A 24,670-nucleotide genomic window follows, 5' to 3' on the forward strand; every position below is an offset into this window, starting at 1 on the left:
AGAAAAGTTAAAAATAATTATGTTAAAAGTCAGAGTGGAAATGATAATACATCCTCCCATTCACATGATAAAAATTTGAAGTATTGAGTTTATAACTATTGGTGAAACCACTAGTGCCAGCCAGTAGTATCTAAACCTCAAGCCATTGATAACTAACTAACACTTGAACTCATGCTTATTGAGATTTCAATTAAAAATCAATAAGGTACCCCCTCAGTTTTTAGTGAATCAACAATGAAGTTAACCATTTTTTTGTGAGCTAATGGCTGTTTCCTATTATGATAGACTAAATAAACATCTAGCGTCTTGCATACCGAATCGGGAAATAGTAACTCTAGTTTATTATCCAATAAATATTCCTGGACAGAATATAGTGGCACATATGAAAATCCAGTGTCATCTAAAACAGTCGTAATAACAGAACTCATATCTGAAAGTAACATCTTGGGTTTAACTTTATACTGTTTGTTATTAATATCCAAACTAGTATATGGAGTTGCTGCGATATAATCCCATTGCTTTAGTTGTTCGGGTGACGAAAGCGGTCTTTGTGAGTTAATGTAACTTGGGGTACTTACAAGCACCATTTTTACTTCTGATATCTTTCGTGCAATTATATCCTTATCTTGGATTTCGCCAATAATTATTGCAATATCAATATTATCAGGAATGATGAGATCCTTTATAAATTCCAATTGCACTGACATATTTACATTTCTATATTTACGCAAAAAGTTGTTGATTGGATTATGAAAATAGCTTGAATATAAACTTGCAGGAACGGCTAATGATATATGGCCAAAAACCAATTCATTTTCTTCCTCTAACGAATTTTTCTTAAATATTATTTGCTCAAAAACTGGTTGTAACGAATCATAGTATCTTTGACCAATATTGGTTGGCTTGAGTGTGTGATTTCCTCGTATCATGAGGTTCAGAGACAAACTCTCTTCTAATAGGCCTAAGCGTCTGCTAATGGTCGATATAGGAAGCCCGGTAATTTCGTGAGTTTTTTTTACGCTACCATGTTCAACTATCAAGCAGAATAGGTACAAATCATCTAAATGAGTTTTCACTAAACCTTCCTTAACTTAGCATAACTACGTTAATTTTCAGTTTAGAACAGATCCTGTAAGCCATCAATATTTAAAGATATTTCATAGCATTATAACCACTAAACTGTCCGTTTTTAGCGATACTTCACAGCAGCCAAAGTTGTGGCTAATCCGTCAAAATTTTCCCCAAAAGTACCATGAGCCGATGAAGGCTCCATGATGAGGTGGAAAAATGTCAACAATAACGCCACAACAAAGAAGACGAAGAAAGTAATTTCAAACTGATTGCTTTTGTAGCTAAGCCGTCAAGCTTTCTCAGAAACAACACCATGAGCATACGGCTCTTTATTACAAGCCGCTGAAGGCTCAATGATTAAGTGACACACCAACATTTAGCGATATTTCACAGCATTCGAAGTTGTGGCTAAGCCGTCAAAATTTTCCAGCCCTTGAGCATATGCTTTATATGGGATGGGGTGGAAAAGTGCCGACAATAACGCCATAACAAAGAAGGCTAAGAAAGTAATTTCAAACTGATTGCTGCTGTAGCTAAGCCGTCAAGCTTTCTCAGCCCATGAGCATACGAGTAGTATGTGATTGGGTGAGAAAGCGCAGACAATAACGCTACAGAAGCTAGCAGGCAGAAATTTAGTAATCGAAACCGGGCTGAGCTTTAACCCCTGCCTCAAACGCATGCTTTATCGGCTGCACTTCACTCACAGTATCAGCTATCTCGATAATCGCTCGATGACACGCTCGCCCAGTTACAATCACATGCTGCATCTTAGGGCGGTTTTCTAGCGCCTTAATCACACGTTCTACATCTAGATAGTGGTAGCTCACCATGTAAGTTAGCTCGTCTAACATCACCAAATCTAAGCTCTCATCTTGCAGTAGCTTCTCGGCAGCATCCCAAGCTTTTACTGCCGCTGCAGTATCTTTTTCGCGGTCTTGGGTTTCCCAAGTAAAGCCTGTACCCATGACATGGAAATCGACTCCGGCACCTTCTAATAGAGTGCGCTCACCGCACTCCCAGTTGCCTTTAATAAACTGCACTACAGCCGCTTTTTTACCATGGCCAACGGCGCGCGCGACGGTACCAAAACCCGATGTAGACTTACCTTTACCGTTACCAGTTAACACCAGAAGAATACCTTTCTCTTCTGTTGCTCTAGCAATCTTGGCATCTACGCCCTCTTTGACTCGTTGTTGGCGCGCTTTATGTCGCTCAGCTTTTACTGCTTCTGCTGATTTGCTCTCGCCATTATCAGCTTGCTTTGAATCACTCATTACATATCCTTGTGCGTAGGGTTATTTGCGCATTTATATTGGCACATCATTTAAGTCGATTTTTTCCATATATCAGTCAAGGCTTCAACATCTAAGTGTTGCTCAAGCACGTCAGCTAAACGGTCCAGCTGTTGCTCTCTTATTTGGTCGACATCAATACTATTAGCATCTTGCATTCCCGCCCACTGCAGTAACAATTGGCAAGCTTGCGGTGAGTCAAACAGGCCATGCATGTAAGTACCAAAAATTTGATTATCAGCAGATAGCATGCCTTCAGTCTGCCAGCGTTTTACTGCTGTAGACTCGTTTTGCTGATTATCTTTGGTTCGTCGTGTTAGCGTTAATGGTTGTTCCAATTTCATCAGCGAGTTAGAGCGACCACAATGAATTTCATAACCTTTAACCTCTGCTTGCTTCCCTAACAGCGACAGTACGCCCTCTACTTGCAACAACACCTTGTCGCTTGTTAGTTCCGTGACCACAGGCAGTAAACCTAGTCCTTCACTGCTTCCAGCGTTATCTTCAATACCCTCTGGATCGTCAATCAGATGTCCAAGCATTTGATAGCCGCCGCAGATCCCAAGCACCTTACCGCCATAGCGAAGGTGCTTTTCTATCTCTTTATCCCAGCCTTGCTCGCGAATAAAATCCAGATCGGCGCGAACATTTTTGCTACCAGGGACAATAATCAAATCCGCTGGCGGTAAACTAGAATGGCTCTGTTGGCCTTTGTCTTGCGCATGCTTCTGAGATTGAGTTTGCAATGATACATAATCAAATTCGATTTGAGGATTGAGCCTTAGTGGATCAAAATCGGTATGGTTACTAATACGAGGTAATACCAACACCAGCACCTTAAGTTTGGTGTCTGTACTTTTATCTGGCGCGGCGATCAGTGCGTCTTCAGCATCCAAATGCAGATCGTGCAGGTAGGGTAATACAGCTAATACCGGTTTTTGAGTATAGCTTTCTAACCAGTCCAAACCCGACTGCAATAGGCCGATATCGCCGCGAAAACGGTTAATCACAAAGCCCTTTACTCGTGTTTGTTCCGACTCACTTAATAGTGCCAACGTACCAACTAAATGCGCGAATACACCGCCTTTGTCGATGTCTGCAATAATGATAACAGGGCAGTCGACCTCTTCGGCAAAGCCCATATTGGCAATATCACCCTCGCGCAGGTTTACCTCTGCGGGGCTACCTGCGCCTTCAACAAACAACATTTGATAGTCATCGCTTAAGCGCTTGAAAGACTCCTTAACCGCTGCCATCGCTTTAACGCGGTAACCTTGAGCATTTTTACCAAAGTAATCTTCAGCCTCCATTTTCATCAACGCTTTACCGTGGACGATAACTTGCGAGCCAGTATCTGAACTAGGCTTTAATAAAATGGGGTTGAAGTCGATTTGGGGTTCTAGATAACAAGCCACGGCTTGCAAAGCTTGGGCTCGACCAATTTCGCCACCATCAATAGTGACCGCGCTATTGAGCGCCATATTTTGTGGTTTAAAGGGAGCCACTTTATAACCTTGGCGAACAAACAAGCGGCACAAACCTGCCACCAAGGTACTCTTACCTGCATCCGAGGTTGTACCTTGTACCATCAACACCTTAGCTTGCTTATTATGATTTTTGTTTTTGCTTTCTAAAGTCGACAAAACGATTCTCCTAACCTTTAAGTCGCAAAGGTAAGCCCGCTGTAACCAAAGTCACTCTGTCAGCAATTGCAGCTATATCTTGATGTAGCCAACCTGCTTCATCCACAAAGCGGCGGCTGATCTCTCCCATTGGTACAACACCACAGCCGACTTCATTACTGACCAAAATTATTTCACCAGGTAACTCGGCGATGGTCTGTAAAAACTCGGCTTTTGTAACTTGCCAATTATCTGTTGCTTGCAGCAAATGGTTGGTTAACCACAAGGTTAAGCAATCAACCAGTACTAGGCTGCTTTGCTGCACATTACGCTTTAATGCAGCGGACAGAGCGAGTGGAGACTCAATTGTGCACCAATCAAGGGCTTCTTTTTGCCGTTTAGATTGATGCTGTACGATACGTGCTGCCATCTCAGTGTCTAATGCCTCTGCAGTCGCAAAGTAAAGACACTCTAACTGACGGCTTCCTTTTTTGTTTTTATTATCAGACACACGTTGCATCACTTGTGATTCAGCAAAACTACTCTTACCACTGCGCGCGCCACCGAGTACTAAATGGATCACCAAGACGCTCCTACAATGAGTAGTAACAAGTAACAAACGACTTCGGCAATTTGCTGAGTCGCCCCAAGCGTATCACCGGTGTAGCCGCCAATTTGTTTGTTAAACCACCGCGCTAATGCAATCCGTACAATCAATAGACCCGAGATAAGCACTAAAGCTTGCACAAATGATATTAGCAATAACGAAATTACCGCTGTAGCCAGTAAAATCGACAGTTCGTTGATACTTTGCTGCATCGCCAGCGGCTTACTTTTACTGCTGGCATCATCGGAAACATACTGCTCAGAAAAGATAAGGCTCGATGCAACTACACGGCTTAAGGTATGACCAAGAATTAGCGCAAGACTGACGCTACTAGGGTCAAATAGCGCCAGCTCACTGAGCAGTTGCCATTTGAGCAACAAACATAATAGCAGTGCCAATGCACCATAACTGCCAAGTCGAGAGTCTTTCATGATGCTAAGTTTAGCTTCAACCGTCCAGCCACCACCTAAACCGTCGGCAGTATCAGCCAAACCATCTTCATGAAATCCGCCAGTTAATAACACGCTAGCAATCATGGCGAAGATAATCGCAATACTTGGCGACACCCACGGCAACATCAAGCTATAAACTAAAGCGCTGAGCACACCAATAAGCGTGCCCACCAAACCAAAATAGCGGCTGGCCTGATTCAGCTTCTCAGCATCGACTTCAATCCATCTGGGCATTGGGATCCGTGTAAAGAACCCCATTGCGATAAAAAACAGATTGAGCTGTTGCCGCCAAGGTGCCATTAGATCTCTATCCCTGCGTCTTCAAAACTTGCCATCTCGTTGTAAAAATTAACCGCAGCTTGAATTAACGGAAATGCTAACGCTGCGCCCGTGCCTTCACCGAGTTTTAAGCCAAGATTCAGTAAAGGTTTGGCCTGCATAAATTCGAGCATCAAGTAATGGCCCTTCTCATCAGACTGATGAGAGAAGATCATATAGTCACGGCAATCGACATTAATACTTATCGCCACAAGCGCTGCAGCCGATGCAATAAAACCATCAATGACCACTAACATGCCGCGCTCAGCGGCAGCGAGAATAGCCCCTGTCATCTGCACAATTTCAAAGCCACCAATGCAAGCTAAAATCTGCATAGGATCATCAAGCTCACTGTGGTGCAACAATATAGCTTGCTCTACCAACATCTGTTTACGCTTAAATGTGGCAGCATCGATTCCCGTGCCGCGGCCAACACAATCGGTTGCAGGGATCCCAGTTAACACCGACATAATCGCTGCAGCAGCAGAGGTATTGCCAATCCCCATTTCGCCAAGCGCTATCAGGTTACAGCCATTTTGGTGATGCTGTTGAATGCGAGCTGTGGCCATATCAAAACCCTGTTTTACCGCTCCAAGTGTCATCGCTGCACGCTTATGAATGGGGCCAGTCCCAGCACCTAAACGCTGATCAATAACACCACTCTCACTTTCGAAGGGCTGCAAAACACCACAATCTATCACTTCAAGCTCTAAGCCAACTTGGCGGGTAAACACGTTAATTGCCGCCCCACCCGCCATGAAATTTCTGACCATTTGCGCTGTAACTTCACTTGGTGCTATTGATACACCAGAATCCGCAATGCCATGATCAGCGGCAAAGACCATCATTTTGGGGTTATTGATCTGTGGGCTGTCTTTACCTAAGACTTTTGCAACTTGTACTGCGAGTCCTTCTAGATCGCCAAGCGCGCCTAATGGTTTAGTTTTTGTGTCAATTTTCTGTTGAATTGCTTCATCAAACTCTGAACCCAATGGCTTTATATTAAACATCTAACCTTTTGCTCCCAACATCCCAAAAGGGATAAATTAAACTGCAACCTCATTAAGTGCGTTTTGCACTTCGGCTGCCTAAAATAAACAGGAAAAATATACTTCCCATCACCGCGGTGATAATCCCAACGGGTAATTCTTGATAGCTCAATAATGTACGTGCCAGTACATCCACCCAAACCATAAATAGCCCGCCTATCGCTGCTGTTAACAGCAACGGGTAGCGACCAGGGAAAAGTAAACGCACCGTATGAGGCACCATTAAACCGATAAAACCTATGCCACCACAATTTGCGACTAATATCGCCGTGATGAGCGAGCACAGTAACAACATAGATAAACGTAAGCGTCCAACGTTTATCCCTAAAGTGTGCGCGGTCTCATCTCCAGCTCGCATCGCTATGATCTGCCTCTTAAATAACAGAATAACTAGCGTACAAATCGACACTATAATCGCGGGTAGAATTAACCCTGTCCAACTGGCTTTAGCAAAGCTACCTAAGCTCCAAAAAAGCACTGAAGCAGCAGCCTGAGGACTCGAAAAATACAGCAGTAAACTTGCCATAGCGCCGAACATAAATGAAATAGCGACACCAGATAACAGCATCCGCTCGACCTGGGTTGATAAATTACGACCACACAAACTCAGTACCATTAATACCGACAAACTGGCACCAATAAATGCACCAAGAGGTAAGCTTAGCCACAATATACTTTGGCTAAATAGGGTTAAAACCACCACCGCACCAAAGGACGCACCGGAGGATATGCCAAATAGATAAGGGTCTGCCAATGGATTACGAGTCACGGTTTGCAACACGCTGCCCGCAATCGACAGACCAGCTCCGGCAATAAACGCTAATATCACACGCGGTAACCTTAGCTCCCAAATAATGCGTTCAGTAACACCTTGGTTCTCACCTAGTCCGAGAATTTTGTGAGCAAAGACCTGTAACACATCGTTCGCAGAGATATTTGCTGCACCGAAACTGGTTGCAGCAAATGGCGTGACAATCCCTATCAACAAGAGCGCTATTAGCAGTAGCCATTGATAAGACTGCTGCCATTTTGTCTGTGCTGTAACGGCTAAAGAGTTAGGCATTAGTCGCTCCGTCACCTTCATCCTGGTGCGTTTTACTGCGCGGGTCATAGCCGTAGAAATAGCTGATAAGCGGGTTACCATGTTGCGGGTGCGGCCTTACCTCACAGCAGACATCGAACACTTCAGCAATACGTTGCTCCGTTAACACTGCTTTGGGCGAGCCTTTTGCCAAACAGTGTCCGTTATCAAGCAGCAATAGCTCATCGCACAAGGCGCTGGCGAGATTGAGATCATGAATAGAGGTGATAACCGTAATATTAAGCGTGTGCAGTAACTCTAACGTTTGGATTTGATAGCGTATATCAAGATGGTTTGTTGGCTCATCCAAAATCAACAACTGTGGCCGCTGAACAATCGCACGAGCGATGAGCGCTCGCTGTTTCTCGCCACCTGATAAGCTTTCATAAGCTTGGTTAGCTTTATCTGCCAAGCCCACTTTAATTAAAGCCTGAGCGACAACGTCTCGATCATCAGCATTGGTGAATTCAAACGCACTTTTATGCGGCGTCAAACCAAGATTAACAAGCTGAGAAGTGGTCATCTCAAAATGATGCGGTGTATCTTGTAGCACCACAGCAATCTGCTGAGCAAACGCCTTTGCAGATAGCACAGAGATCGGTTGACCAAATAAATGAATTTCACCGCTTGTAGGTTTGATAAAGCGATAGAGACAGCGCAGTAAGCTCGATTTACCCGCGCCATTGGGACCAATAATCCCCAGCATCTGGCCTTTAGCTAAACTAAATTCAATATCTGATAATATGGACTGGCCATTTAATTTCCAGCCTAAGCCGCGAACAGTAAGTACTGTTTCTGATGCCTGACTAGACATTCAATAAACTGCAAAGCATGTGCTAATAAACTCCCTTGAGACGCCCGCTCAAGTTATTCAGTATGGTTCAGTTAGGCTGGTATCTGACTTGGGAGGAAAAATATTTCACTCCCATACAGTTGCGGGTACAGTCCGGACTTATTAGCCATATTCGGCCACCGGTTCCCAATTTGTGCGATTAGGCACCTAACTCAAATAAAAATCGTGTTGTTTACCTCATTTTTGAGGTAATAATTTGGCAGTTTATCATGCAAAGCCAATAAGGCATTGCACTTGATCAATTACTCGCTATTCAAGTCCCCAATTAAGGGTTAAATAACGCTGGTTGCCATCGTCTAACACATCGATAACCACAGTAGCGGCATAGGGCAGTTTTAGTGCACTGTAGATCCCTGCACACTGTATTAGCCCGAGTGATTTTGCCATTAAGTGCCTAATCACTCCGCCATGGGTCAGCAGCACAATGACTTTGCCTTTATGTTGCTCAAGTAACGCGTCCCAAGCATTATCGATTCTAGATTCAAAAGCTTGCATTGTTTCGCCATTTGGCGGCGTATGTTGCCATGGGTTTGCCCAATAGCTATCTAGCTGTTCAGCAAATTGCTGATAAAGCTCGCTGAAAAGCTGCCCATCCCAATCGCCAAAATTAAGCTCCATAAAGCCAGGCTGTTCAACAAAATCTATATTGTGCTGCATGGCAAAAGCTTGAGCAGGCTCTGAGCAGCGCAATAATGGTGAACTCACCACCAGATCCGCCGTGCTGTTTTTAGCCAAATTACAGGTTTTACTATTTTCAAGTGTCGAAAACGCCACATTTAGCTGCTCTTTTCCAGCTAAACTCAGCACAACATCCGTATGGCCACGTAAAACATTGCCGCCTTCGCAGGCACCATGACGCAGTAAAACAACCTTAGTGTTCAGCACTTATTAACCCAACCAATTATATTTATCAACTACTTACAAGTAAACCATCACCTATTCCAAGTGAAAAAGTATCAGGTTTTAGGGGTTGCACTTTCGCTAACGACTCACGTATTATGGACGTCTATACGTATGAATGTCCAAACATAAAATAACTTAGCCTAGTAATGCTAGCTTTTAGTTGATAAGAATGGACAAGGTAACTGAATTTATATTTTGCGACTCTGTATTTGGTAGGAATTTTTTATGGCAACACATACCCTGAGCCCAATCCCGCACACCCAAGATACTGCCGACAAGGTTTTAGCAGTACTGACTAAAAAGTTAGAGGAAGGGATCCTACTGCTTGATGGTGCAATGGGCACCATGATCCAAGATCGCAAATTTGAAGAGGATCAGTTTCGCGGTGAACAGTTCAAAGACTGGCATTGTGATGTAAAGGGCAACAACGACATGTTGGTGCTCACTCAGCCAGAAGCTATTAAGCAGATCCATAAAGATTACTTTTTGGCTGGCTCCGACATTATCGAAACCAACACCTTTAATGCTACCCGCATCGCCATGGCTGATTACGATATGCAGGCACATTCGGCGGAGATAAATTTACAGGGCGCTCGCCTTGCACGTGAAGCTGCCAATGAAGTTGAAGCAGAAACTGGCCGGCAATGTTATGTTGCAGGTGTGCTTGGCCCGACCAACCGTACTTGTTCAATCAGCCCTGATGTTAACGATCCAGGTTACCGTAACGTTAGTTTTGACGAGCTAGTTGAAGCCTATATTGAGTCAATCAATGCATTGGTTGCCGGTGGCAGCGACATCATTATGGTTGAGACCATCTTTGATACCCTCAACGCAAAAGCCGCGCTATTTGCCATAGAAACCGTATATGACACCCAAGGTTTCCGCCTACCCATTATGATCTCAGGCACCATTACCGATGCCTCAGGTCGCACACTTACCGGACAAACGACTGAAGCTTTCTACAACTCACTACGTCACGTAAAGCCGCTAACTATTGGACTTAACTGTGCATTAGGGCCAAAAGAGCTACGCCCATATGTAGAAGAGTTATCAAAAATATCAGAGTGTTTTGTCTCAGCACATCCTAATGCTGGTCTGCCCAATGAGTTTGGTGGTTATGACGAAACACCTAAGCAAATGAGCGAAGTGATCGAAGAGTGGGCTCAGGAGGGGTTCTTAAATGTTATCGGCGGTTGTTGTGGTACAACGCCTGCTCACATCCGTGCCATCCGCGAAGCCGTTATTGAACATCCAGCTCGAAAGCTGCCTGATATACCTGTGGCTTGCCGCCTATCAGGGCTTGAGCCACTGACTATTGATGAAAACTCACTATTTCTAAACGTCGGTGAGCGCACTAACGTTACAGGCTCGGCTAAGTTTTTACGCCTGATTAAAACCGGCGAATATGAAGAAGCGCTCAGTGTTGCCCGTGATCAAGTTGAAAACGGCGCGCAGATCATCGATATCAACATGGATGAAGGCATGCTCGATGGCGCCGAAACCATGCACAAGTTTCTTAACCTTATAGCCTCTGAGCCAGATATTTCTCGTGTGCCTATTATGATTGACTCCTCGAAGTGGGAGGTGATTGAAGCTGGCCTTAAATGTATTCAAGGTAAAGGCATCGTTAACTCTATTTCGCTTAAAGAGGGCGAAGAGAAGTTTATTGAACAAGCCACATTGGTGAAACGCTACGGCGCAGCTGCCATTGTGATGGCATTTGATGAAGTAGGCCAAGCGGACACTAAAGCGCGCAAAATCGAAATATGCACCCGCGCTTATAATGTGTTGGTCGATAAAGTGGGCTTCCCGCCAGAAGACATTATCTTTGACCCGAATATCTTTGCCATTGCTACCGGTATTGAAGAGCACGACAACTACGCCGTCGACTTTATAGAAGCCACCGCAGAGATAAAACGCACCCTGCCCCACGCAATGATCTCCGGCGGTGTCTCCAACGTGTCATTCTCGTTCCGTGGTAATAACCCGGTACGTGAAGCGATTCATGCGGTATTCCTGTACCACGCCATTCAAGCTGGTATGGACATGGGGATTGTTAACGCTGGGCAACTGGCGATATACGATGATATAGATCCAGAGCTTAAAGCGCGGGTCGAAGCCATTGTGCAGAACTTGCCATGCACCGTTAACGACTCAAGTAATACTGAATTGCTACTCGAAGTGGCTGAAAAGTTCCGTGGTGACGGTAGCCAAGTCGCCAAGAAAGAAGATTTAGAGTGGCGCACAAAACCGGTTAATGAGCGGTTAGCTCATGCATTAGTAAAAGGCATTACAGATTTTATTGATGAAGACACTGAAGAGGCTCGCGCACAGGCCAGTCGGCCACTGGATGTAATTGAAGGGCCGTTAATGGATGGCATGAATATCGTCGGTGACCTATTTGGCTCAGGCAAAATGTTCCTGCCACAAGTGGTTAAATCTGCTCGAGTGATGAAAAAAGCCGTTGCTTACCTCAACCCTTATATTGAACTTGAAAAAGTTCCCGGCCAGTCCAACGGCAAGATTTTAATGGTGACGGTTAAGGGCGACGTCCATGATATTGGCAAAAATATCGTTGGCGTTGTACTGGCTTGTAACGGCTATGAAGTGATTGATTTAGGTGTCATGGTGCCGGTTGAAAAGATTATCGAAGTGGCCAAGGCTGAGAACGTCGACATTATTGGCATGTCAGGGCTAATCACCCCGAGTCTAGACGAGATGGTACATAACGTTAAGAGCTTCCATAAAGCGGGCTTAACCATTCCATCGATTATAGGCGGTGCTACCTGTTCTAAAATCCATACTGCTGTAAAGATTGCACCGCACTCACCTGAAGGTGCTATCTATATCGCCGATGCTTCACGCGCCGTACCTATGGTGTCGAAGTTAATTAACAACCAAACACGCCAGGCAACGATTGATGAAGCTTATCAAGAGTATGATGTGATGCGCGAAAAGCGTTTGTCGCAAACCAAGCGTAAAATCATCACCTCTATCGACGCAGCCCGTGAAAACCGTTGTCAGCATGACTGGGAAAACTACACACCATTCGTGCCGAATCAACTTGGACGCCAAATCTTTGATGACTACCCACTCGAAGATTTAGTTGAACGTATCGATTGGACCCCCTTCTTTAGAAGCTGGGAATTACATGGTCATTTCCCACGCATTTTAGATGATGAAGTTGTCGGTATTGAGGCGCGTAAACTGTTTAGTGATGGTAGAGCGATGCTGGAAAAGATCATCAGTGAAAAGTGGCTCACTGCCAAAGCCGTTATCGGGCTGTTCCCAGCCAATACTGTTAACCATGATGATATCGAGCTATACACCGATGAAACTCGCAGCGAGCTTGAGATGACCACTCATCACCTACGAATGCAGATTGAGCGTGTGGGTAACGATAACTTCTGTTTAGCTGATTTTGTTGCGCCAAAAGACTCAGGCGTTGCCGATTACATGGGCGGTTTTGCGGTCACTGCAGGTCATGGTATTGATGAACACGTGGCACGTTTTGAAGCGGATCACGATGATTACAGCGCCATTATGCTCAAATGTTTGGCCGACCGTTTAGCTGAAGCTTTTGCCGAGCGTATGCATGAGCGCGTACGTAAAGAGTTCTGGGGTTATGCTAGCGATGAAACTCTTGATAACGAAGCGCTTATTCGTGAAAAGTACAAAGGTATTCGTCCTGCACCGGGTTACCCTGCTTGCCCGGATCACACCGAAAAAGGCCTGCTGTGGGATTTATTAAAGCCAGATGAAACTATCGGTCTTAATATCACCGAAAGCTATGCTATGTTTCCAACCGCAGCGGTTTCAGGTTGGTATTTTGCCCACCCTAAATCACGTTACTTTGGCGTGACCAATATTGGTCGCGATCAGGTAGAAGATTACGCCGAGCGTAAAGGGATGAGCATCGAAGAGACTGAGCGTTGGTTAATGCCAGTTTTGGATTATGATCCTGAGTAAGGGTTAACAACATTAATCTAAAAGCCGTCAGATTTTGGCTAATGCTACATTGACGGTTTTTAACGAAAAACTTATTCCTTAAGTTACCTATGCAGAATAAGAAGCAGGCAATATAAGTAAATATTGATACCTTTAAGTATCAACTACACTTCATACCACTGAACGGAAGCAGTTTCACTATAATACGGATATACTAATGAAGAACATTATCTCAAAAATAGCTATAAACCCTGTTTTTTACTTTGCTTTAGCTACAATCTTCTTTTATACATTATCCTTAAATAGCTTTACAGGCTTAAATCGTGAAGCGAGATTTGGCGGCTATTGTTATACATTTTTGGTAGTAGCAACCTACCCCATCTTTTCACTCAAATATTAGGTTTTTATTTTCTCTATTTTTTGCTGAAGACAGGGAAAGAGCAGAAGTATATTTTGCTCACTACAGTCACTTTTACTGTCATAATTGGAGCAGCTATTACAGCAACACTACCAGACGGTCAGCTGTATATAGGCTTTACCGGAACTGGCTTCATGCTCTTTTGCGTAGCACTAAGAAAGGACTACCTTAGTTATAAGGTAACCTTTATAGCAATTCCCCCGGCTTTTATCCTGCTATACCTAGTAACAACCAAGATGGACATGTCTATGCTATTTTCAGCAAATGATAACTCTCCTACCCTTGTCCTTATAATGGGTGTAACACTTTTTATCTATTTTTTAATTGAAAGGTACTTTTTCAACAGCCGCGCAGGCATAACTGATATTAGGTAAGGCGCAGAATATTCAAGAAAGACCATGAACGAATTTCAACGAATTAATCTCTAATTTGACGTTGTTCTAACTTTATGACCATATACTCTCTTTTGTAAAAAAGATAAAGCAAAGCCAGCCATGTTAAATCAAAATCATACCTCTCTGGATTGACCTTTTAGCGATACATTCATTTTCAATATCCTAAAGCGATAGATTATCGAGTGATGGAGGGTAAATTTGATTTATTGAAGCAAACTAACTGTTTTAAAGCTAAAAGGAGTGTTTACCGGCAATATCAAGCTAATTAAATAAAGCACCGCAACGTGCTCTCCACCTATTTATAGGTTTGAGAGCATACAAAGATAGGTATTATAAACTGTTGAAATCGCATCGGCAGTCGACAAATGCGTCTCAACAATATTTAGTCAACGCGCCACAAACATCCTACTAAATTAGTGGAGAGCCCTCAGGCTCTGACGCCTTTATCTTTATACTCGAGCTAGAAAAAGTTGACATATTCCACAGAAACTTCATATCTGTTGCAGAGTAGGCTGTTAGCTTGTCATCTACACATGATCCAGTAAGTAAAATCTTATCGTTATCAATATCGGGGCTTGCTACACGTAAACTGCAAATGGGCGCTGGTAACATTAGCTTTTCAATCGGAGTGTCTATACCGTATTTGATGATTTTAATATTATTATCGACATACTGATCTTTAGGTTCAAATAGAATTATCTCATCAGTATTATCGCTATCAATGTCTGCCAATATAAACAACTCACCAAGGGACTTGCTATGAAAATCTAGGCTGTAATGCCACTCAAGCATATTTAAACCTACATCAAACACAACACCACTATTTAAAACGATTTGCTTTGTACCATCTCCTGTTACGCTGCCAATTTTTATACGACTGGATTGGGATAGCAAATTGTGCTGATAACTAATCGATTGAGAACCTGTATCCCATACCAAAATAACGCCTTTAAAATCAAAATGACAGTTACCGCAGGAAAGAAGCAATACGATATCAGCATCACCATCGTTATCTAAGTCATCGATTACAAAATCAACGAATTGTGTCCCATATACCTGCTCAAATAACTCGATAGGTAAAACAAACTCAGATTCATTGGTTAACGAGTCAATTGATATAACTTTATCTGTCGTCATAGCAATAATATTATGCAACCCATTTTGATTAAAATCATAACAGGTTACTTTATTAGGAACCATATAAGAAGGATTATCCCATTGCTGAATATACTCTTCCCTTGGCATATTTAAGAGTGTTATGACTTGCCCTTTAGCTATTAGTCGCTGATTTTTTACTTGCTTTGATATAAAGTTAGCCACAGCAATACCATCATGGCCCTGTCTCGTAGTCGCCGCGGTATGAGTTCTCTTAGAAAGAAGTAAATCAACTTCACCCCTTGCCTGCTTAGCCACCCAACTCATTTCTCCTTCCGACGAATTAGAAATACTGCCAGGCCTATTTAGCAACTCTGTAAAAGAACCAGCCTCTAATTCGGTTTGAGCTTGAAAAGAGACTAAATCGCCACGATTAAAAGCTTTAGGCGATGAGCTCGAAGCACTAACCTCCATGACAAAATCACCAACAGACTCAACTCCCTCAGCAGCTCTAAACCAGCTCATTTCATTTTTTTCAGGAAAGCTAACAAAATAAAATGGAGGCAAACCTACCGAATCAATGATTGCAGAACCACGGCCACAAGGATTTGGGGCATGGCTCGTAATGTTGAATGTTAAAGAATGCATATCTCCTTCATTGACTTGTTCTTGAAACTGGTAGGTTCCTCTTGAAACTTGGTCGTTGAAGGTCATTTCCCAAGTAAGGTCGCTGTTAAATTGATAAGTCTCTGTACATCTACCATCAAGAGGAGCTAATACCCATCGGCCTTCTATAGTATTGCTGACTGTTGTTTCCGGTGGAATACCGGTTTTTTCAGGAACGCTAACAGAATCCCCTCCTCCACACCCTAGCAAAAAAACAACTAATAAAAACCACAGTACCAGCCTAAACATACAAAATCCCTTTATATAAAAAATCAAGAACCAAAGAACCGTCGGCTAGTATTATAACACAATAAGGCAATAAACTTACTACGCAAAAAAAATTAAAATTAAGTGAAATTCAAATAAATCAACTAGATAAGTGGGCACCCAGAAGTTATTTAGGAAGAATTGAAAGAATTGAGTTTGAATAATTAGGCAAATGGAGTTATAGCCTTAATATCACCGAAAGCTATGCTATGTTCCCAACCGCTGCGGTATCAGGTTCGTATTTTGCTCACCCTAAATCACGCTACTTTGGCGTGACCAATATTGGTCGCGATCAGGTAGAAGATTACGCCAAGCGTAAAGGGATGAGCATCGAAGAGACTGAGCGTTGGTTAATGCCAGTTTTGGATTATGATCCTGAGTAAAGTACCACGTTAAGTGGGAGAGCAAACTTATTTGCTCTCCCACAGAGTGCAAGCTCTCATCTTGCACTCGCTAAAAAGGGAAAGCATTTTCCTCTTTTATCAATGCCACGCAGCCTCGCTAAACCCTTTAAAACGAAGCAATCTCGCTGAGTAGGCTCATGTATCCAGCGGCAAGATATAAATCTGACTTATAGAAAAAGAACTCCTTGCCTGTAGCGAATACGAGTAAATGGGCAATACGGTGCTGATATATCCCTCTATTTTTACATTTAACTCCGTTTACTCCTCTTTCAATAATCTCTCAACAAGAAACTCTCGAAGTGCAACCAAATTACTGTCGTAACTTTTTCGATGTGCGACCACCATATTCAATGGCGAGTTTTCTTTCTTATATTTAGGAAGTAGAGAAATTAACCGTCCTTCTGCAATATCTTGCTGCACGTCTAAACCGGTTTTGTAGGTGATACCCACCCCTTTTAGGGCTAACAGACGTAGGTAATCGCCATTATCTGACACGTGACTGCCACTTACTTTCACTGAAATCGTGCTTAAATCTTTGTAAAATCGCCAATGGCTGGACAAAGTGTCATCACCAGAAAAATGTAAACAATTATGATTTATCAGCTCTTCTGGCTTGGTTGGGGTACCAAACTGCTGTAAATATTCAGGAGAAGCACACAATTCTCGCTTAGCGTTACGTATAATGGGCAGGCAAACCAGTGCAGAATCTTCCGGCTCTCCATACCGTATCGAAGCGTCTAAATTCTGCGAGTAAAAATCAGCATACTTATCACTCACTTTGACTGTTAGTTTTATCTCTGGAAACTTTTCTTGGAATGCTATTAAATGAGTTAACAGCGTATTACGACCTAAGTCAGAAGGCACAGATAGCGTAATATTCCCTCTTAACTCCTCCCCAGAAATGGCTTGGCGCCCCACATCCAAATTTTCCAAAGATTTGCGTGCATAAGGCAGAAAATCAGCCCCACTTTGAGTCAATGTTAAGCTTCGAGTTGAACGTTGTAATAACCGAGTGTTCAACTCTGATTCAAGCCGTTTTAAAGCTGCACTTGTTGCAGCTGGAGTTATAGAAAGCTCTCTGGCGACAGCTGAAAGATTCTTAAGTTCACAAGCAAGGACAAATACCTTCACGTCAAAAAATTTCATCGTTATTTTCAATTCTTTTTTGAAAGAACTTCTAATTTAAATACTATTAAATGAAAAAGCGAACTCATTTATGCTTTCCTAAACTAACCACGGAGAGCATCACATGCCATCATTGAAATTATTAAAAACCGCAGTCATTGCGATAGCAGCATCCCTATTTCTTAGCCTATCCGCTCATGCAAATAGCTTTGAAAAAATCCCTTTTGACAAAACTACGTTTGATCAACTTCAAGCAAAAGATGAGACCTTTCTAGTTGATATATATGCCACTTGGTGTCCAACCTGTAAAAAGCAACAACAGGTACTGAATGATTACTTCAATGCCCACCCGAACAGTAAGATAAAAGTACTAGTAGTTGATTTTGATGAGCAAAAAGAATGGGTTAAATACTTTAAAGCTCCACGTCAATCAAGCTTGTATCTCTATAAAGGCAAAGAGCAAGTTTGGTTCAGTGTCGCTGAAACCCGTGAGCAGAAAATATTCTCAGCCCTAAACTCAGTGAGTATGTGATATGGATACATTCGCCATACCATTGGCTTTTTTAGCAGGCATACTTAGCCTGCTATCTCCTTGTGTATTACCGATGATCCCGGTTGTTGCCAGCTCTGCCGTACAAAGCTCTCGAAAAGGCATTGTCACACTAGCCTTGGGCTTAAGCCTATCATTTGCATTCGCAGGTACGGTGTTAACTTTTGCACTGATAAGCTTAGGTTTGTCTCCGGAGGTGCTGCGCTATTTTTCAGCGACTTTGCTGTTAGCCATAGCGATAACCATTCTAGTTCCTAAGGCGGGCGAGTGGTTAACATTAAAGCTATCTCTGCTGACAAGTAAACTCCCTAGCCACAACGTTAATGGCAGTGGAGTCATGACACAGTTTGCTGTTGGGGCCTCTTTAGGGCTTGTATGGCTACCATGTGTCGGACCCACTTTAGGAGCCGCTATCGCATTAGCCTCAACAGGGCAAAGCATGCTAAGTGCCTTTATGGTGATGCTAGCTTTTGGCGTTGGTACCGCGATTCCATTAGTTGGATTCAGCCTATTGATGAAGAACTCTATCGGGAAATGGTTAAACGGTGGATTAATTGCGAAAAAGATTATGGGGTTATCTCTCATCATTCTGTCGCTCACAATATTTACTGGTTTTGACCGAACACTCGAGGCTCTCGCCTTAGAGATCATGCCGGAATGGCTCTACAACATTTAATAGGGAACAGCATGAAACTTAACCTTTCTGCCATTGTATTGATTGGAGTTACACTTATGTCATCGACCACCATTGCCGCAGAGTCAGTCAAACAGCCGCCACGCGAGCTCCCCAAAGTCATTTTCTTCGATGTAAACGAAACCCTGTTAGATCTCGGTAACGTCGCACTGTCTGTCACTAAAGCTTTAGATGGTCGCGATGACTTAGTCGCAAGTTGGTTCACAACGATGCTGCATTACTCATTAGTAAGTAATGCTATCGATGATTATCATCACTTTAGTGATATCGGCGTTGCTGCACTGCAACTTGTTGCCCAACAGCACCATATTGCACTAACACAAGCCGAGGCCAAACAAGCTATTCAGGTTCCTTTTGGAGATTTACAACCTCATCAAGATGTCATCCAGGGACTTAAGCGCTTAAAAGCTATGGGAGTTAAACTCGTCACACTGACAAACTCATCTGATGCCGGAATTAAAAGCCAACTGCAAAATGCCAAGTTAACGCAATACTTCGATAAATCCCTCACAGTACAAAGCGTACAAATTTTTAAGCCAGACTTAAGAGTCTACCAGTGGGCGTTAGAGCAAATGGATGTCGATGCTAAGCAATCTATGTTAGTTGCAGCGCATGCATGGGATATAGCGGGTGCTTCCAAAGCGGGCATGCAAACTGCGTTTATCCAGCGACCAGGCAAATACCAATTCGAATTGTTTGAAAAAGCGGATTATGTGGCTAGCGATATACTCAGCCTAGCAGAGCAATTATCAGCAAGGAAGAAGCCATAGTTTACAACGGTCATACCAACGGCTAACCCCCTTGAAAGCAACATAGCTGCAGAGCATGTTGCTTTCAGTTTCTTATCAGAAGCTATTTTTAGGGCGATAACTGCGGTAACCCGCCACCTTGAGGTAACGCAGGAACTTTGGGCACGCTAAATGATTACTCGCCTTACATGCTGCGGCATGCCTTAAGCCATTACGTCCAATAGCACGAATGAGCCCTTTTTCCTCGTAATAGCGAATCGTTGAAACAGGCAATTTAGATATTTTTGAAACTTTCCCTATATCCATTATTTGTCCTTGACCTCAAGCTGACTTGAGCTTGTAGCATGTAATGAATACCAATCAATATCAAGTTTTGTTGACTGGGTAAATGTTGTCAGCGACCTGTAGGTTCAATACCAAGTCAGGCCTAGAAACATGTTTTCAGTAACCTTGAAGGAGTTTACCAACTACATGATTTATCGCTTAATTTACTAGCTAACGGCTATAAAACGTCACTTTTTAACAAAAGAAAATGGAGATAAAATGATGTGGGATCAACGCTATCGCGACTCAGAATATGCATATGGCACACAAGTGAACGATTTTTTAAAAGACAATTACTCAGTGATCCCCAAAGGTAGAGTCTTGAGCTTAGGAGAGGGAGAGGAGAGGGGCGCAATGCCGTTTTTCTAGCGAAGGTCGGATACAGTGTAACCGCCATAGACTCTTCATTAGTTGGCCTTAACAAAGCCAAGAAACTGGCAAAGCTAAATAATGTTTCCATCGACACCATCCATGCAGACTTAGCAAACTATGATTTAGGTGAAAACCAATGGGACGGCATAATTTCTATTTTTTGTCCGCTCCCCTCCTCCATTCGGCAAAGTGTTTATTCAAAGCTAAATAGAGCACTTAAAAAGGAGGGCTGTTTTCTTGTTGAAGCCTACACACCAAGGCAGGTTCAGCTAAATACTGGTGGAGGAAAATGCATAGATGTCTTACAGACAAAGCAGTCTCTTATGCGCGAGATAACTCAGCCACCGCTCGTGTACTTACAAGAGTTACAACGAGAAGTTCATGAGGGTAAGTACCACACAGGACTAGGCTACGTGGTACAAGCAGTCGCAACCAAGGTTTGCTAACGGTGTGATGGTTAACATCATGTAGCCCCACGAAGTCACTTTATTGGCAAGTGCAATTGAACACTCAAAGCTCTTGCCATTCACAAGCTGAATCTGTCGATATATCGCCAAATATCCCCACCTTCAATACAACAAAAACACTTCATTGGCACTCACTTTCAATTTCATCTAATGAAGCAGATGATTTAATAACAATTTCATTGTCGAGCCTATAAACGGTAATCGTCTGTATGTATGTTTGTTACAACGTAGAAAGGCTGTTATTTTACCCACCTTAAATCACGAAAAATTAATACGGATATTGATACGGTGGAAAACTTACAAAAAGAGATCCAGTTGAATGGCTATAGAACTGAATTAAAAAATGACCAGCTTAAGGTTAAGCTTGGTGGACTCACTAACTCCGCACATATCAAATGGGACATAGCCTTAAACCGATTTCGGCTATCAGATAAAGATACTTACCTAAGTATTACAATCGCTTATTTATGTGGCTATGGAATATATTTATTACAAACACAAAGCCTTTTTATGGGGTCACTGTTTATCTCAGTAGCGGTGATTCAACTTATCAGCTTACTCATTTCGCAAATAAAATCTTTACCGCTACGCGCCATCGTAGAGTCGTATAATGCCAAACTAAAAGACCAAGAAAGTCAGCCCAGCTAAAGTCATGCTTTTAGGCTATTGCGATGGACATAATTTAGCAATAGCTTAACCAGTGCCAATATAGGCTATTCACATTCAAAGGATTTGATATGAAATTTAAAAATATAGCAAAAGTGGGTTTAATTGGATTGGGGCTATCTATCGCCGCATCAGCTTATGCAATGAGCTGTCAGCAATGTGCGAATCAGTTTGACGACTGCTTAATGCAGGAAAATGGTGCTAGACAATGCCTAGTCCAATTTAGACAATGTGTGAGTGCTTCAGGTACTAACTGCCAGATGAACTAGCATTGCCCCGTTAATATGTCTCATGAGCTGATGGAATGAAAAATCAGCTCATGATTATCTATCTACCTGCTTATTGACACCTCAGAAAACACCATAAACAACTGCAGCCCTTCTAACGCTAAGCGCTTTAGCGCTGCTCCAAAATATGGCTCATCAAGTATTTGGCATCTTTCCAAACACCGCCTAAGGTTGCAGAGCCGCGGGTATATAACCAAGGCAAGCCAATGAAATAGAGGCCATCGACGTCATTACTCACGCCGCGATAGTTACTCGGGTAGTTCATTTCATCAAAAGAGATATCTTCAATCCAAAAGAAATTAGGTTTAAATCCTGTCGCCCAAATGACATTCTTAATGCTACTCACGCTGCCTTTTTGAAACTTGATGCTGCTTTCATCTGCGGACAAAGTCCTCCCCATATGAATAACATTGTCTTTTGCTAGCAAGGACTTCACATCAGTACCAATAACGGGCTGTACGCCCTTGCTAAGCCATTGGCCTATTTTGCTAAAGCGGGAAACCGATAAAAAGCCGATTTTAGTGAACCACCACCAAAGTGTTTTACCTAGGAATGATTGCGGAATAGCAGCAATTTTATCAGTGCCAGAAAAGTGCACTTTGCGCCCAGTTTCGGCAATCTCCGATAAAATTTGCACCCCAGAATCACCCGCTCCAACCACCAAGCAATCACCATCTTGCAACTGCTCTGGGCTCTTATAATTTTCGCTATGCAATTGCGTGATATTCGTAGCAATATCCACATGGCACGCTGGCGTATAGGGTGTATGAAACGGGCCGGTCGCAATAATCAGCTGCTTAGCTTTATAACTTGCGCTATCACTGGTGATTTCAAAAATGCCATCCACTTTCTTTACAGAACTAATTTTTTGATTGAACTCAATTGGCATCGAAAATTTATCGACATAGCTTTTTAAGTAATCAGCAACTTCATATTTATTGGGGTAATAGCCTTTAGGGAATGGAAATGGCATTCCAGGAAGGTGATTGTATTCAGCTGGGGTGAAAAGCTTTAGTGAATCCCAACGTTTTAGCCAAGGTGCACCAATATGTTCGTTGGCGTCTAAAACTAGGTAATCTTTGTTATTTTTTGATAAGTTGTAAGCCATAGATAGCCCAGACTGACCTGCGCCGATAATGATAAATTCTTTCATGGTTCCCAAATGCGTGCATATTGTTTTTATTATGTGCGCTATTCTAACAGAATATTAACTCTGAACCTGACCGTTGCGGTAAATGAAGTATAGGCACGAGTGTAAACATTGGCTTATTTAACCTGTTATTCAAGACGTTATGAATCGCAAATAGCTAGCCATTATTACTTTTGCTGTTATTGCTGTGTTTTAGCCGCAGCTTTACGCTCATGTGTTTGCTGCTGAATTGCATCGCCAATATATTGGTGAATATCGAGTAAAATAGAAAAGTGATTTTCATCAGCTAATTTTTCTAAAGAACTTCCAGCAAGCCTTGGCCGATTAGCCTCAGCAAATGCAATAACCTTGCTCGCATCAAACGCTTCATCCTTATCACCAATCCATAAGTCGTAACTTTGCAGTTGTTGCAGCTGTTCATCTGGCGCTTCAGGAGTCAGTGCGTTAGACATATTAACCGTATTGAAAGATACAATTTTGGGATTATTATCCAGCACTTGCTGCGGAAAATGATATTGAACAGCCTTTGAATGCCCCATAAATAAGCCACCACTCATAGCATTGATCACAAACGGGTAAACACTGACAGAGCTAAAGGAATACAGCTTGGGTTCATCATGTTCAGTCTCTGAGCGAAAGCCTAAATAAGGGGCCACAAAGAAGTAACCAGCAGTACTCTTTTGTTGCTCCCAGCTTGAGTAGTTAAGGATTAGCCCTGCACCTGAAGAGTGTCCAGCCAAGTAAAGCGGTAAATGAGGGTAGCGTTTACGCACATGTTCGATGATGCTGTTGATATCTTGCCAAACCTGCGCGGGTTCAGGAGCGTCACCTCTAGGGCCAGATGATGAACCGTGGCCACGAATATCTGGAGTCAATACGGCAATGTTATAACCATCACGCAGCCCCACGCCAACATGTGGATAGATTAGGCCACTATGAGCGCCCGCCCCATGATAAAAAACCACCATCGCTTTGGGATTTTTAGGAATATAACTGCGAAACGCCAGTGTCTCTCCATCACTGGCTGCGATAAACTCCAGTGGAGGAACTGTGGCAGCGGGGACTTTTTTTATTTCATTAAGGGAAAAAAAATCGCTGGGCTTATTATCATCCACGATAGCCCCATTAGCTTTTATGCTAAAAGTAAACAGCAAAAAACTGCTTAAGATTGCAGTCAGTAATATATTCGATAATTTGTTCACTTTACTCTCCCTATAAAGTTTAACGAAAACAGTCAAGACATAATAATACTCATATTCACAAATACAATTGACTCAATCCATCTGTTTACACCATAGCATGTATACACTGAGCTATAGGCTATCTAGAGAACTATTTATTAGCGGGCGCAAGTATTGGAAATATTATAAAAACATCGACATTCTAAACTTTGTGTTAAGCATTACTACATCAGCAGTAAGTATATTAGCTGATAATTTCATTTAAAAATCCATTATAAATAATGATAAACGGTCAACGAATTACAGTAAAAACAGATAACATCTAATCTCACCGCTCATTAATTCCATTACCCATTGTAAACACTAAGATTTTGTCACTGCATCTCGAAAGTGTTCTTTTGCAACCAATACGTATCCATTTGTAACGCGTTATGTGTGAAGCTGATCACGACCATTAATATTGAAGCCGATACAATTCAACACAGTTAATTAAAAGTTACTATAAAGTATCTAATTAACTATTTCGTAATTTACTTAACGGCTAAGGCATCTTATTAAAGAAAAAGCAGAGCGAAACATTCTACTTCTTATCTATTTACAGAGAGATTATATAGTTTCAATAACACGACTCTGATTTAGCTTTAATAAAGCATTAGGATTACCC

21 protein-coding genes, 3 pseudogenes and 1 riboswitch are annotated in these 24,670 nt (G+C 42.5%); of the genes and pseudogenes, 10 read left to right on the forward strand and 14 right to left on the reverse strand.

Going from position 1 to position 24,670, the window contains the following annotated elements:
* Positions 1–197 precede the first annotated feature (197 nt).
* The 9 genes from K5R16_RS20590 to K5R16_RS20630 all read right to left on the reverse strand — a co-directional run bounded on the left by K5R16_RS20590 (position 198) and on the right by K5R16_RS20630 (position 9,230).
* Positions 198–1,076 carry a LysR substrate-binding domain-containing protein gene (locus K5R16_RS20590; protein WP_220740090.1) on the reverse strand — a complete coding sequence of 293 codons (879 nt, stop codon included), beginning with the start codon at positions 1,074–1,076 and terminating at the stop codon, positions 198–200.
* A gap of 627 nt (positions 1,077–1,703) precedes the next feature.
* Entirely contained in the window at positions 1,704–2,345 is a 642-nt protein-coding gene (cobO, locus tag K5R16_RS20595; protein WP_220740092.1) for a cob(I)yrinic acid a,c-diamide adenosyltransferase, read from the reverse strand.
* A 50-nt stretch (positions 2,346–2,395) separates the two neighbouring features.
* On the reverse strand, positions 2,396–3,952 hold the full coding sequence (locus K5R16_RS20600; protein WP_220740121.1) for a cobyric acid synthase: 1,557 nt from the start codon (positions 3,950–3,952) through the stop codon (positions 2,396–2,398).
* Positions 3,953–4,016: 64 nt separating this feature from the next.
* Entirely contained in the window at positions 4,017–4,568 is a 552-nt protein-coding gene (gene cobU, locus K5R16_RS20605; RefSeq protein WP_220740094.1) for a bifunctional adenosylcobinamide kinase/adenosylcobinamide-phosphate guanylyltransferase, read from the reverse strand.
* Complete coding sequence (locus K5R16_RS20610) at positions 4,565–5,344, reverse strand: adenosylcobinamide-GDP ribazoletransferase (RefSeq protein WP_220740095.1); 780 nt, start codon at positions 5,342–5,344, stop codon at positions 4,565–4,567. Before K5R16_RS20610 ends, cobU begins: the two co-directional genes overlap by 4 nt.
* Positions 5,344–6,372, reverse strand: coding sequence for a nicotinate-nucleotide--dimethylbenzimidazole phosphoribosyltransferase (cobT, locus tag K5R16_RS20615; protein ID WP_220740097.1), 1,029 nt, complete (start codon positions 6,370–6,372; stop codon positions 5,344–5,346). Before cobT ends, K5R16_RS20610 begins: the two co-directional genes overlap by 1 nt.
* A 52-nt stretch (positions 6,373–6,424) precedes the next feature.
* A complete protein-coding gene (locus tag K5R16_RS20620) occupies positions 6,425–7,474 on the reverse strand; it encodes an iron ABC transporter permease (RefSeq protein ID WP_220740099.1) in 1,050 nt (349 codons plus the stop codon).
* Positions 7,467–8,306 carry an ABC transporter ATP-binding protein gene (locus K5R16_RS20625; protein ID WP_220740101.1) on the reverse strand — a complete coding sequence of 280 codons (840 nt, stop codon included), beginning with the start codon at positions 8,304–8,306 and terminating at the stop codon, positions 7,467–7,469. The genes K5R16_RS20620 and K5R16_RS20625 overlap by 8 nt, the downstream gene beginning before the upstream one ends.
* A gap of 56 nt (positions 8,307–8,362) precedes the next feature.
* Positions 8,363–8,511, reverse strand: a riboswitch (cobalamin riboswitch).
* Positions 8,512–8,594: 83 nt separating this feature from the next.
* On the reverse strand, positions 8,595–9,230 hold the full coding sequence (locus K5R16_RS20630; RefSeq protein ID WP_220740103.1) for a histidine phosphatase family protein: 636 nt from the start codon (positions 9,228–9,230) through the stop codon (positions 8,595–8,597).
* 243 nt (positions 9,231–9,473) lie between these two features.
* On the opposite strand from K5R16_RS20630, the gene metH reads away from it, so the two are divergent.
* Together metH and K5R16_RS20640 are read left to right on the forward strand one after the other, a co-directional pair.
* Positions 9,474–13,217 carry a methionine synthase gene (gene metH / locus K5R16_RS20635; RefSeq protein WP_220740105.1) on the forward strand — a complete coding sequence of 1,248 codons (3,744 nt, stop codon included), beginning with the start codon at positions 9,474–9,476 and terminating at the stop codon, positions 13,215–13,217.
* Positions 13,218–14,254: 1,037 nt separating this feature from the next.
* Positions 14,255–14,421: pseudogene (locus tag K5R16_RS20640) on the forward strand (IS4 family transposase); the annotation flags it as partial.
* Here K5R16_RS20640 and K5R16_RS20645 read toward each other — a convergent pair.
* Positions 14,418–16,019, reverse strand: coding sequence for a hypothetical protein (locus tag K5R16_RS20645; RefSeq protein WP_220740107.1), 1,602 nt, complete (start codon positions 16,017–16,019; stop codon positions 14,418–14,420). The pseudogene K5R16_RS20640 and the gene K5R16_RS20645 overlap by 4 nt on opposite strands.
* Before the next feature lie 203 nt (positions 16,020–16,222).
* Between K5R16_RS20645 and K5R16_RS20650 the strand changes: the two are divergent.
* Positions 16,223–16,420, forward strand: a pseudogene (locus K5R16_RS20650) (vitamin B12 dependent-methionine synthase activation domain-containing protein); the annotation flags it as partial.
* A 279-nt stretch (positions 16,421–16,699) separates the two neighbouring features.
* Here the strand turns inward: K5R16_RS20650 and K5R16_RS20655 are convergent.
* Positions 16,700–17,587 (reverse strand): LysR family transcriptional regulator, encoded by an 888-nt coding sequence (locus tag K5R16_RS20655; protein WP_220740109.1) that lies wholly within the window; start codon positions 17,585–17,587, stop codon positions 16,700–16,702.
* Positions 17,588–17,690: 103 nt separating this feature from the next.
* On the opposite strand from K5R16_RS20655, the gene K5R16_RS20660 reads away from it, so the two are divergent.
* Genes K5R16_RS20660 through K5R16_RS20670 form a run of 3 tightly spaced genes read left to right on the forward strand, consistent with a single transcriptional unit; the run spans position 17,691 to position 19,580 of the window.
* Positions 17,691–18,098 carry a thioredoxin family protein gene (locus K5R16_RS20660; protein ID WP_220740111.1) on the forward strand — a complete coding sequence of 136 codons (408 nt, stop codon included), beginning with the start codon at positions 17,691–17,693 and terminating at the stop codon, positions 18,096–18,098.
* Between the two features lies 1 nt (position 18,099).
* The gene (locus K5R16_RS20665) at positions 18,100–18,792 is read left to right on the forward strand and encodes a cytochrome c biogenesis CcdA family protein (RefSeq protein ID WP_220740113.1); all 693 of its coding nucleotides are present in this window, start codon (positions 18,100–18,102) and stop codon (positions 18,790–18,792) included.
* An 11-nt stretch (positions 18,793–18,803) separates the two neighbouring features.
* On the forward strand, positions 18,804–19,580 hold the full coding sequence (locus tag K5R16_RS20670; protein ID WP_259649964.1) for a haloacid dehalogenase type II: 777 nt from the start codon (positions 18,804–18,806) through the stop codon (positions 19,578–19,580).
* 75 nt (positions 19,581–19,655) lie between these two features.
* On the opposite strand, the gene K5R16_RS20675 is transcribed toward K5R16_RS20670, so the two are convergent.
* Positions 19,656–19,865 carry a MerR family DNA-binding transcriptional regulator gene (locus K5R16_RS20675; RefSeq protein WP_220740115.1) on the reverse strand — a complete coding sequence of 70 codons (210 nt, stop codon included), beginning with the start codon at positions 19,863–19,865 and terminating at the stop codon, positions 19,656–19,658.
* Between the two features lie 237 nt (positions 19,866–20,102).
* On the opposite strand from K5R16_RS20675, the gene K5R16_RS22540 reads away from it, so the two are divergent.
* The 4 genes and pseudogenes from K5R16_RS22540 (at position 20,103) to K5R16_RS20690 (ending at position 21,657) form a co-directional block, all read left to right on the forward strand.
* Positions 20,103–20,252 (forward strand): hypothetical protein, encoded by a 150-nt coding sequence (locus K5R16_RS22540; protein WP_259649965.1) that lies wholly within the window; start codon positions 20,103–20,105, stop codon positions 20,250–20,252.
* A 20-nt stretch (positions 20,253–20,272) separates the two neighbouring features.
* A pseudogene (locus K5R16_RS20680) lies at positions 20,273–20,701 on the forward strand (class I SAM-dependent methyltransferase); the annotation flags it as partial.
* Positions 20,702–21,010: 309 nt separating this feature from the next.
* The gene (locus tag K5R16_RS20685) at positions 21,011–21,370 is read left to right on the forward strand and encodes a hypothetical protein (protein ID WP_220740117.1); all 360 of its coding nucleotides are present in this window, start codon (positions 21,011–21,013) and stop codon (positions 21,368–21,370) included.
* Between the two features lie 89 nt (positions 21,371–21,459).
* On the forward strand, positions 21,460–21,657 hold the full coding sequence (locus tag K5R16_RS20690; RefSeq protein WP_220740119.1) for a hypothetical protein: 198 nt from the start codon (positions 21,460–21,462) through the stop codon (positions 21,655–21,657).
* Between the two features lie 127 nt (positions 21,658–21,784).
* On the opposite strand, the gene K5R16_RS20695 is transcribed toward K5R16_RS20690, so the two are convergent.
* Both K5R16_RS20695 and K5R16_RS20700 read right to left on the reverse strand, forming a co-directional pair.
* Positions 21,785–22,828 (reverse strand): NAD(P)/FAD-dependent oxidoreductase, encoded by a 1,044-nt coding sequence (locus K5R16_RS20695; protein WP_259649966.1) that lies wholly within the window; start codon positions 22,826–22,828, stop codon positions 21,785–21,787.
* A gap of 176 nt (positions 22,829–23,004) precedes the next feature.
* Positions 23,005–24,027 carry an alpha/beta hydrolase gene (locus K5R16_RS20700; protein ID WP_259649967.1) on the reverse strand — a complete coding sequence of 341 codons (1,023 nt, stop codon included), beginning with the start codon at positions 24,025–24,027 and terminating at the stop codon, positions 23,005–23,007.
* Between the last annotated feature and the right edge of the window lie 643 nt (positions 24,028–24,670).

It is taken from the genome of Shewanella sp. c952, from assembly GCF_019654975.1.
GTDB lineage: Bacteria > Pseudomonadota > Gammaproteobacteria > Enterobacterales > Shewanellaceae > Shewanella.

Excerpts from the sequence above, each read along its gene's own strand:
- K5R16_RS20665 (WP_220740113.1), top strand. The coding sequence starts at position 18,100 with ATGGATACATTCGCCATACCATTGGCTTTTTTAGCAGGCATACTTAGC.
- K5R16_RS20600 (WP_220740121.1), bottom strand. The coding sequence starts at position 3,952 with ATGGTACAAGGTACAACCTCGGATGCAGGTAAGAGTACCTTGGTGGCA.
- K5R16_RS20660 (WP_220740111.1), top strand. The coding sequence starts at position 17,691 with ATGCCATCATTGAAATTATTAAAAACCGCAGTCATTGCGATAGCAGCA.
- K5R16_RS22540 (WP_259649965.1), top strand. The coding sequence starts at position 20,103 with ATGATGTGGGATCAACGCTATCGCGACTCAGAATATGCATATGGCACA.
- K5R16_RS20620 (WP_220740099.1), bottom strand. The coding sequence starts at position 7,474 with ATGCCTAACTCTTTAGCCGTTACAGCACAGACAAAATGGCAGCAGTCT.
- K5R16_RS20625 (WP_220740101.1), bottom strand. The coding sequence starts at position 8,306 with ATGTCTAGTCAGGCATCAGAAACAGTACTTACTGTTCGCGGCTTAGGC.
- K5R16_RS20690 (WP_220740119.1), top strand. The coding sequence starts at position 21,460 with ATGAAATTTAAAAATATAGCAAAAGTGGGTTTAATTGGATTGGGGCTA.
- cobO (WP_220740092.1), bottom strand. The coding sequence starts at position 2,345 with ATGAGTGATTCAAAGCAAGCTGATAATGGCGAGAGCAAATCAGCAGAA.
- K5R16_RS20610 (WP_220740095.1), bottom strand. The coding sequence starts at position 5,344 with ATGGCACCTTGGCGGCAACAGCTCAATCTGTTTTTTATCGCAATGGGG.
- K5R16_RS20695 (WP_259649966.1), bottom strand. The coding sequence starts at position 22,828 with ATGAAAGAATTTATCATTATCGGCGCAGGTCAGTCTGGGCTATCTATG.
- metH (WP_220740105.1), top strand. The coding sequence starts at position 9,474 with ATGGCAACACATACCCTGAGCCCAATCCCGCACACCCAAGATACTGCC.
- cobT (WP_220740097.1), bottom strand. The coding sequence starts at position 6,372 with ATGTTTAATATAAAGCCATTGGGTTCAGAGTTTGATGAAGCAATTCAA.
- K5R16_RS20655 (WP_220740109.1), bottom strand. The coding sequence starts at position 17,587 with ATGAAATTTTTTGACGTGAAGGTATTTGTCCTTGCTTGTGAACTTAAG.
- K5R16_RS20675 (WP_220740115.1), bottom strand. The coding sequence starts at position 19,865 with ATGGATATAGGGAAAGTTTCAAAAATATCTAAATTGCCTGTTTCAACG.
- K5R16_RS20670 (WP_259649964.1), top strand. The coding sequence starts at position 18,804 with ATGAAACTTAACCTTTCTGCCATTGTATTGATTGGAGTTACACTTATG.
- K5R16_RS20645 (WP_220740107.1), bottom strand. The coding sequence starts at position 16,019 with ATGTTTAGGCTGGTACTGTGGTTTTTATTAGTTGTTTTTTTGCTAGGG.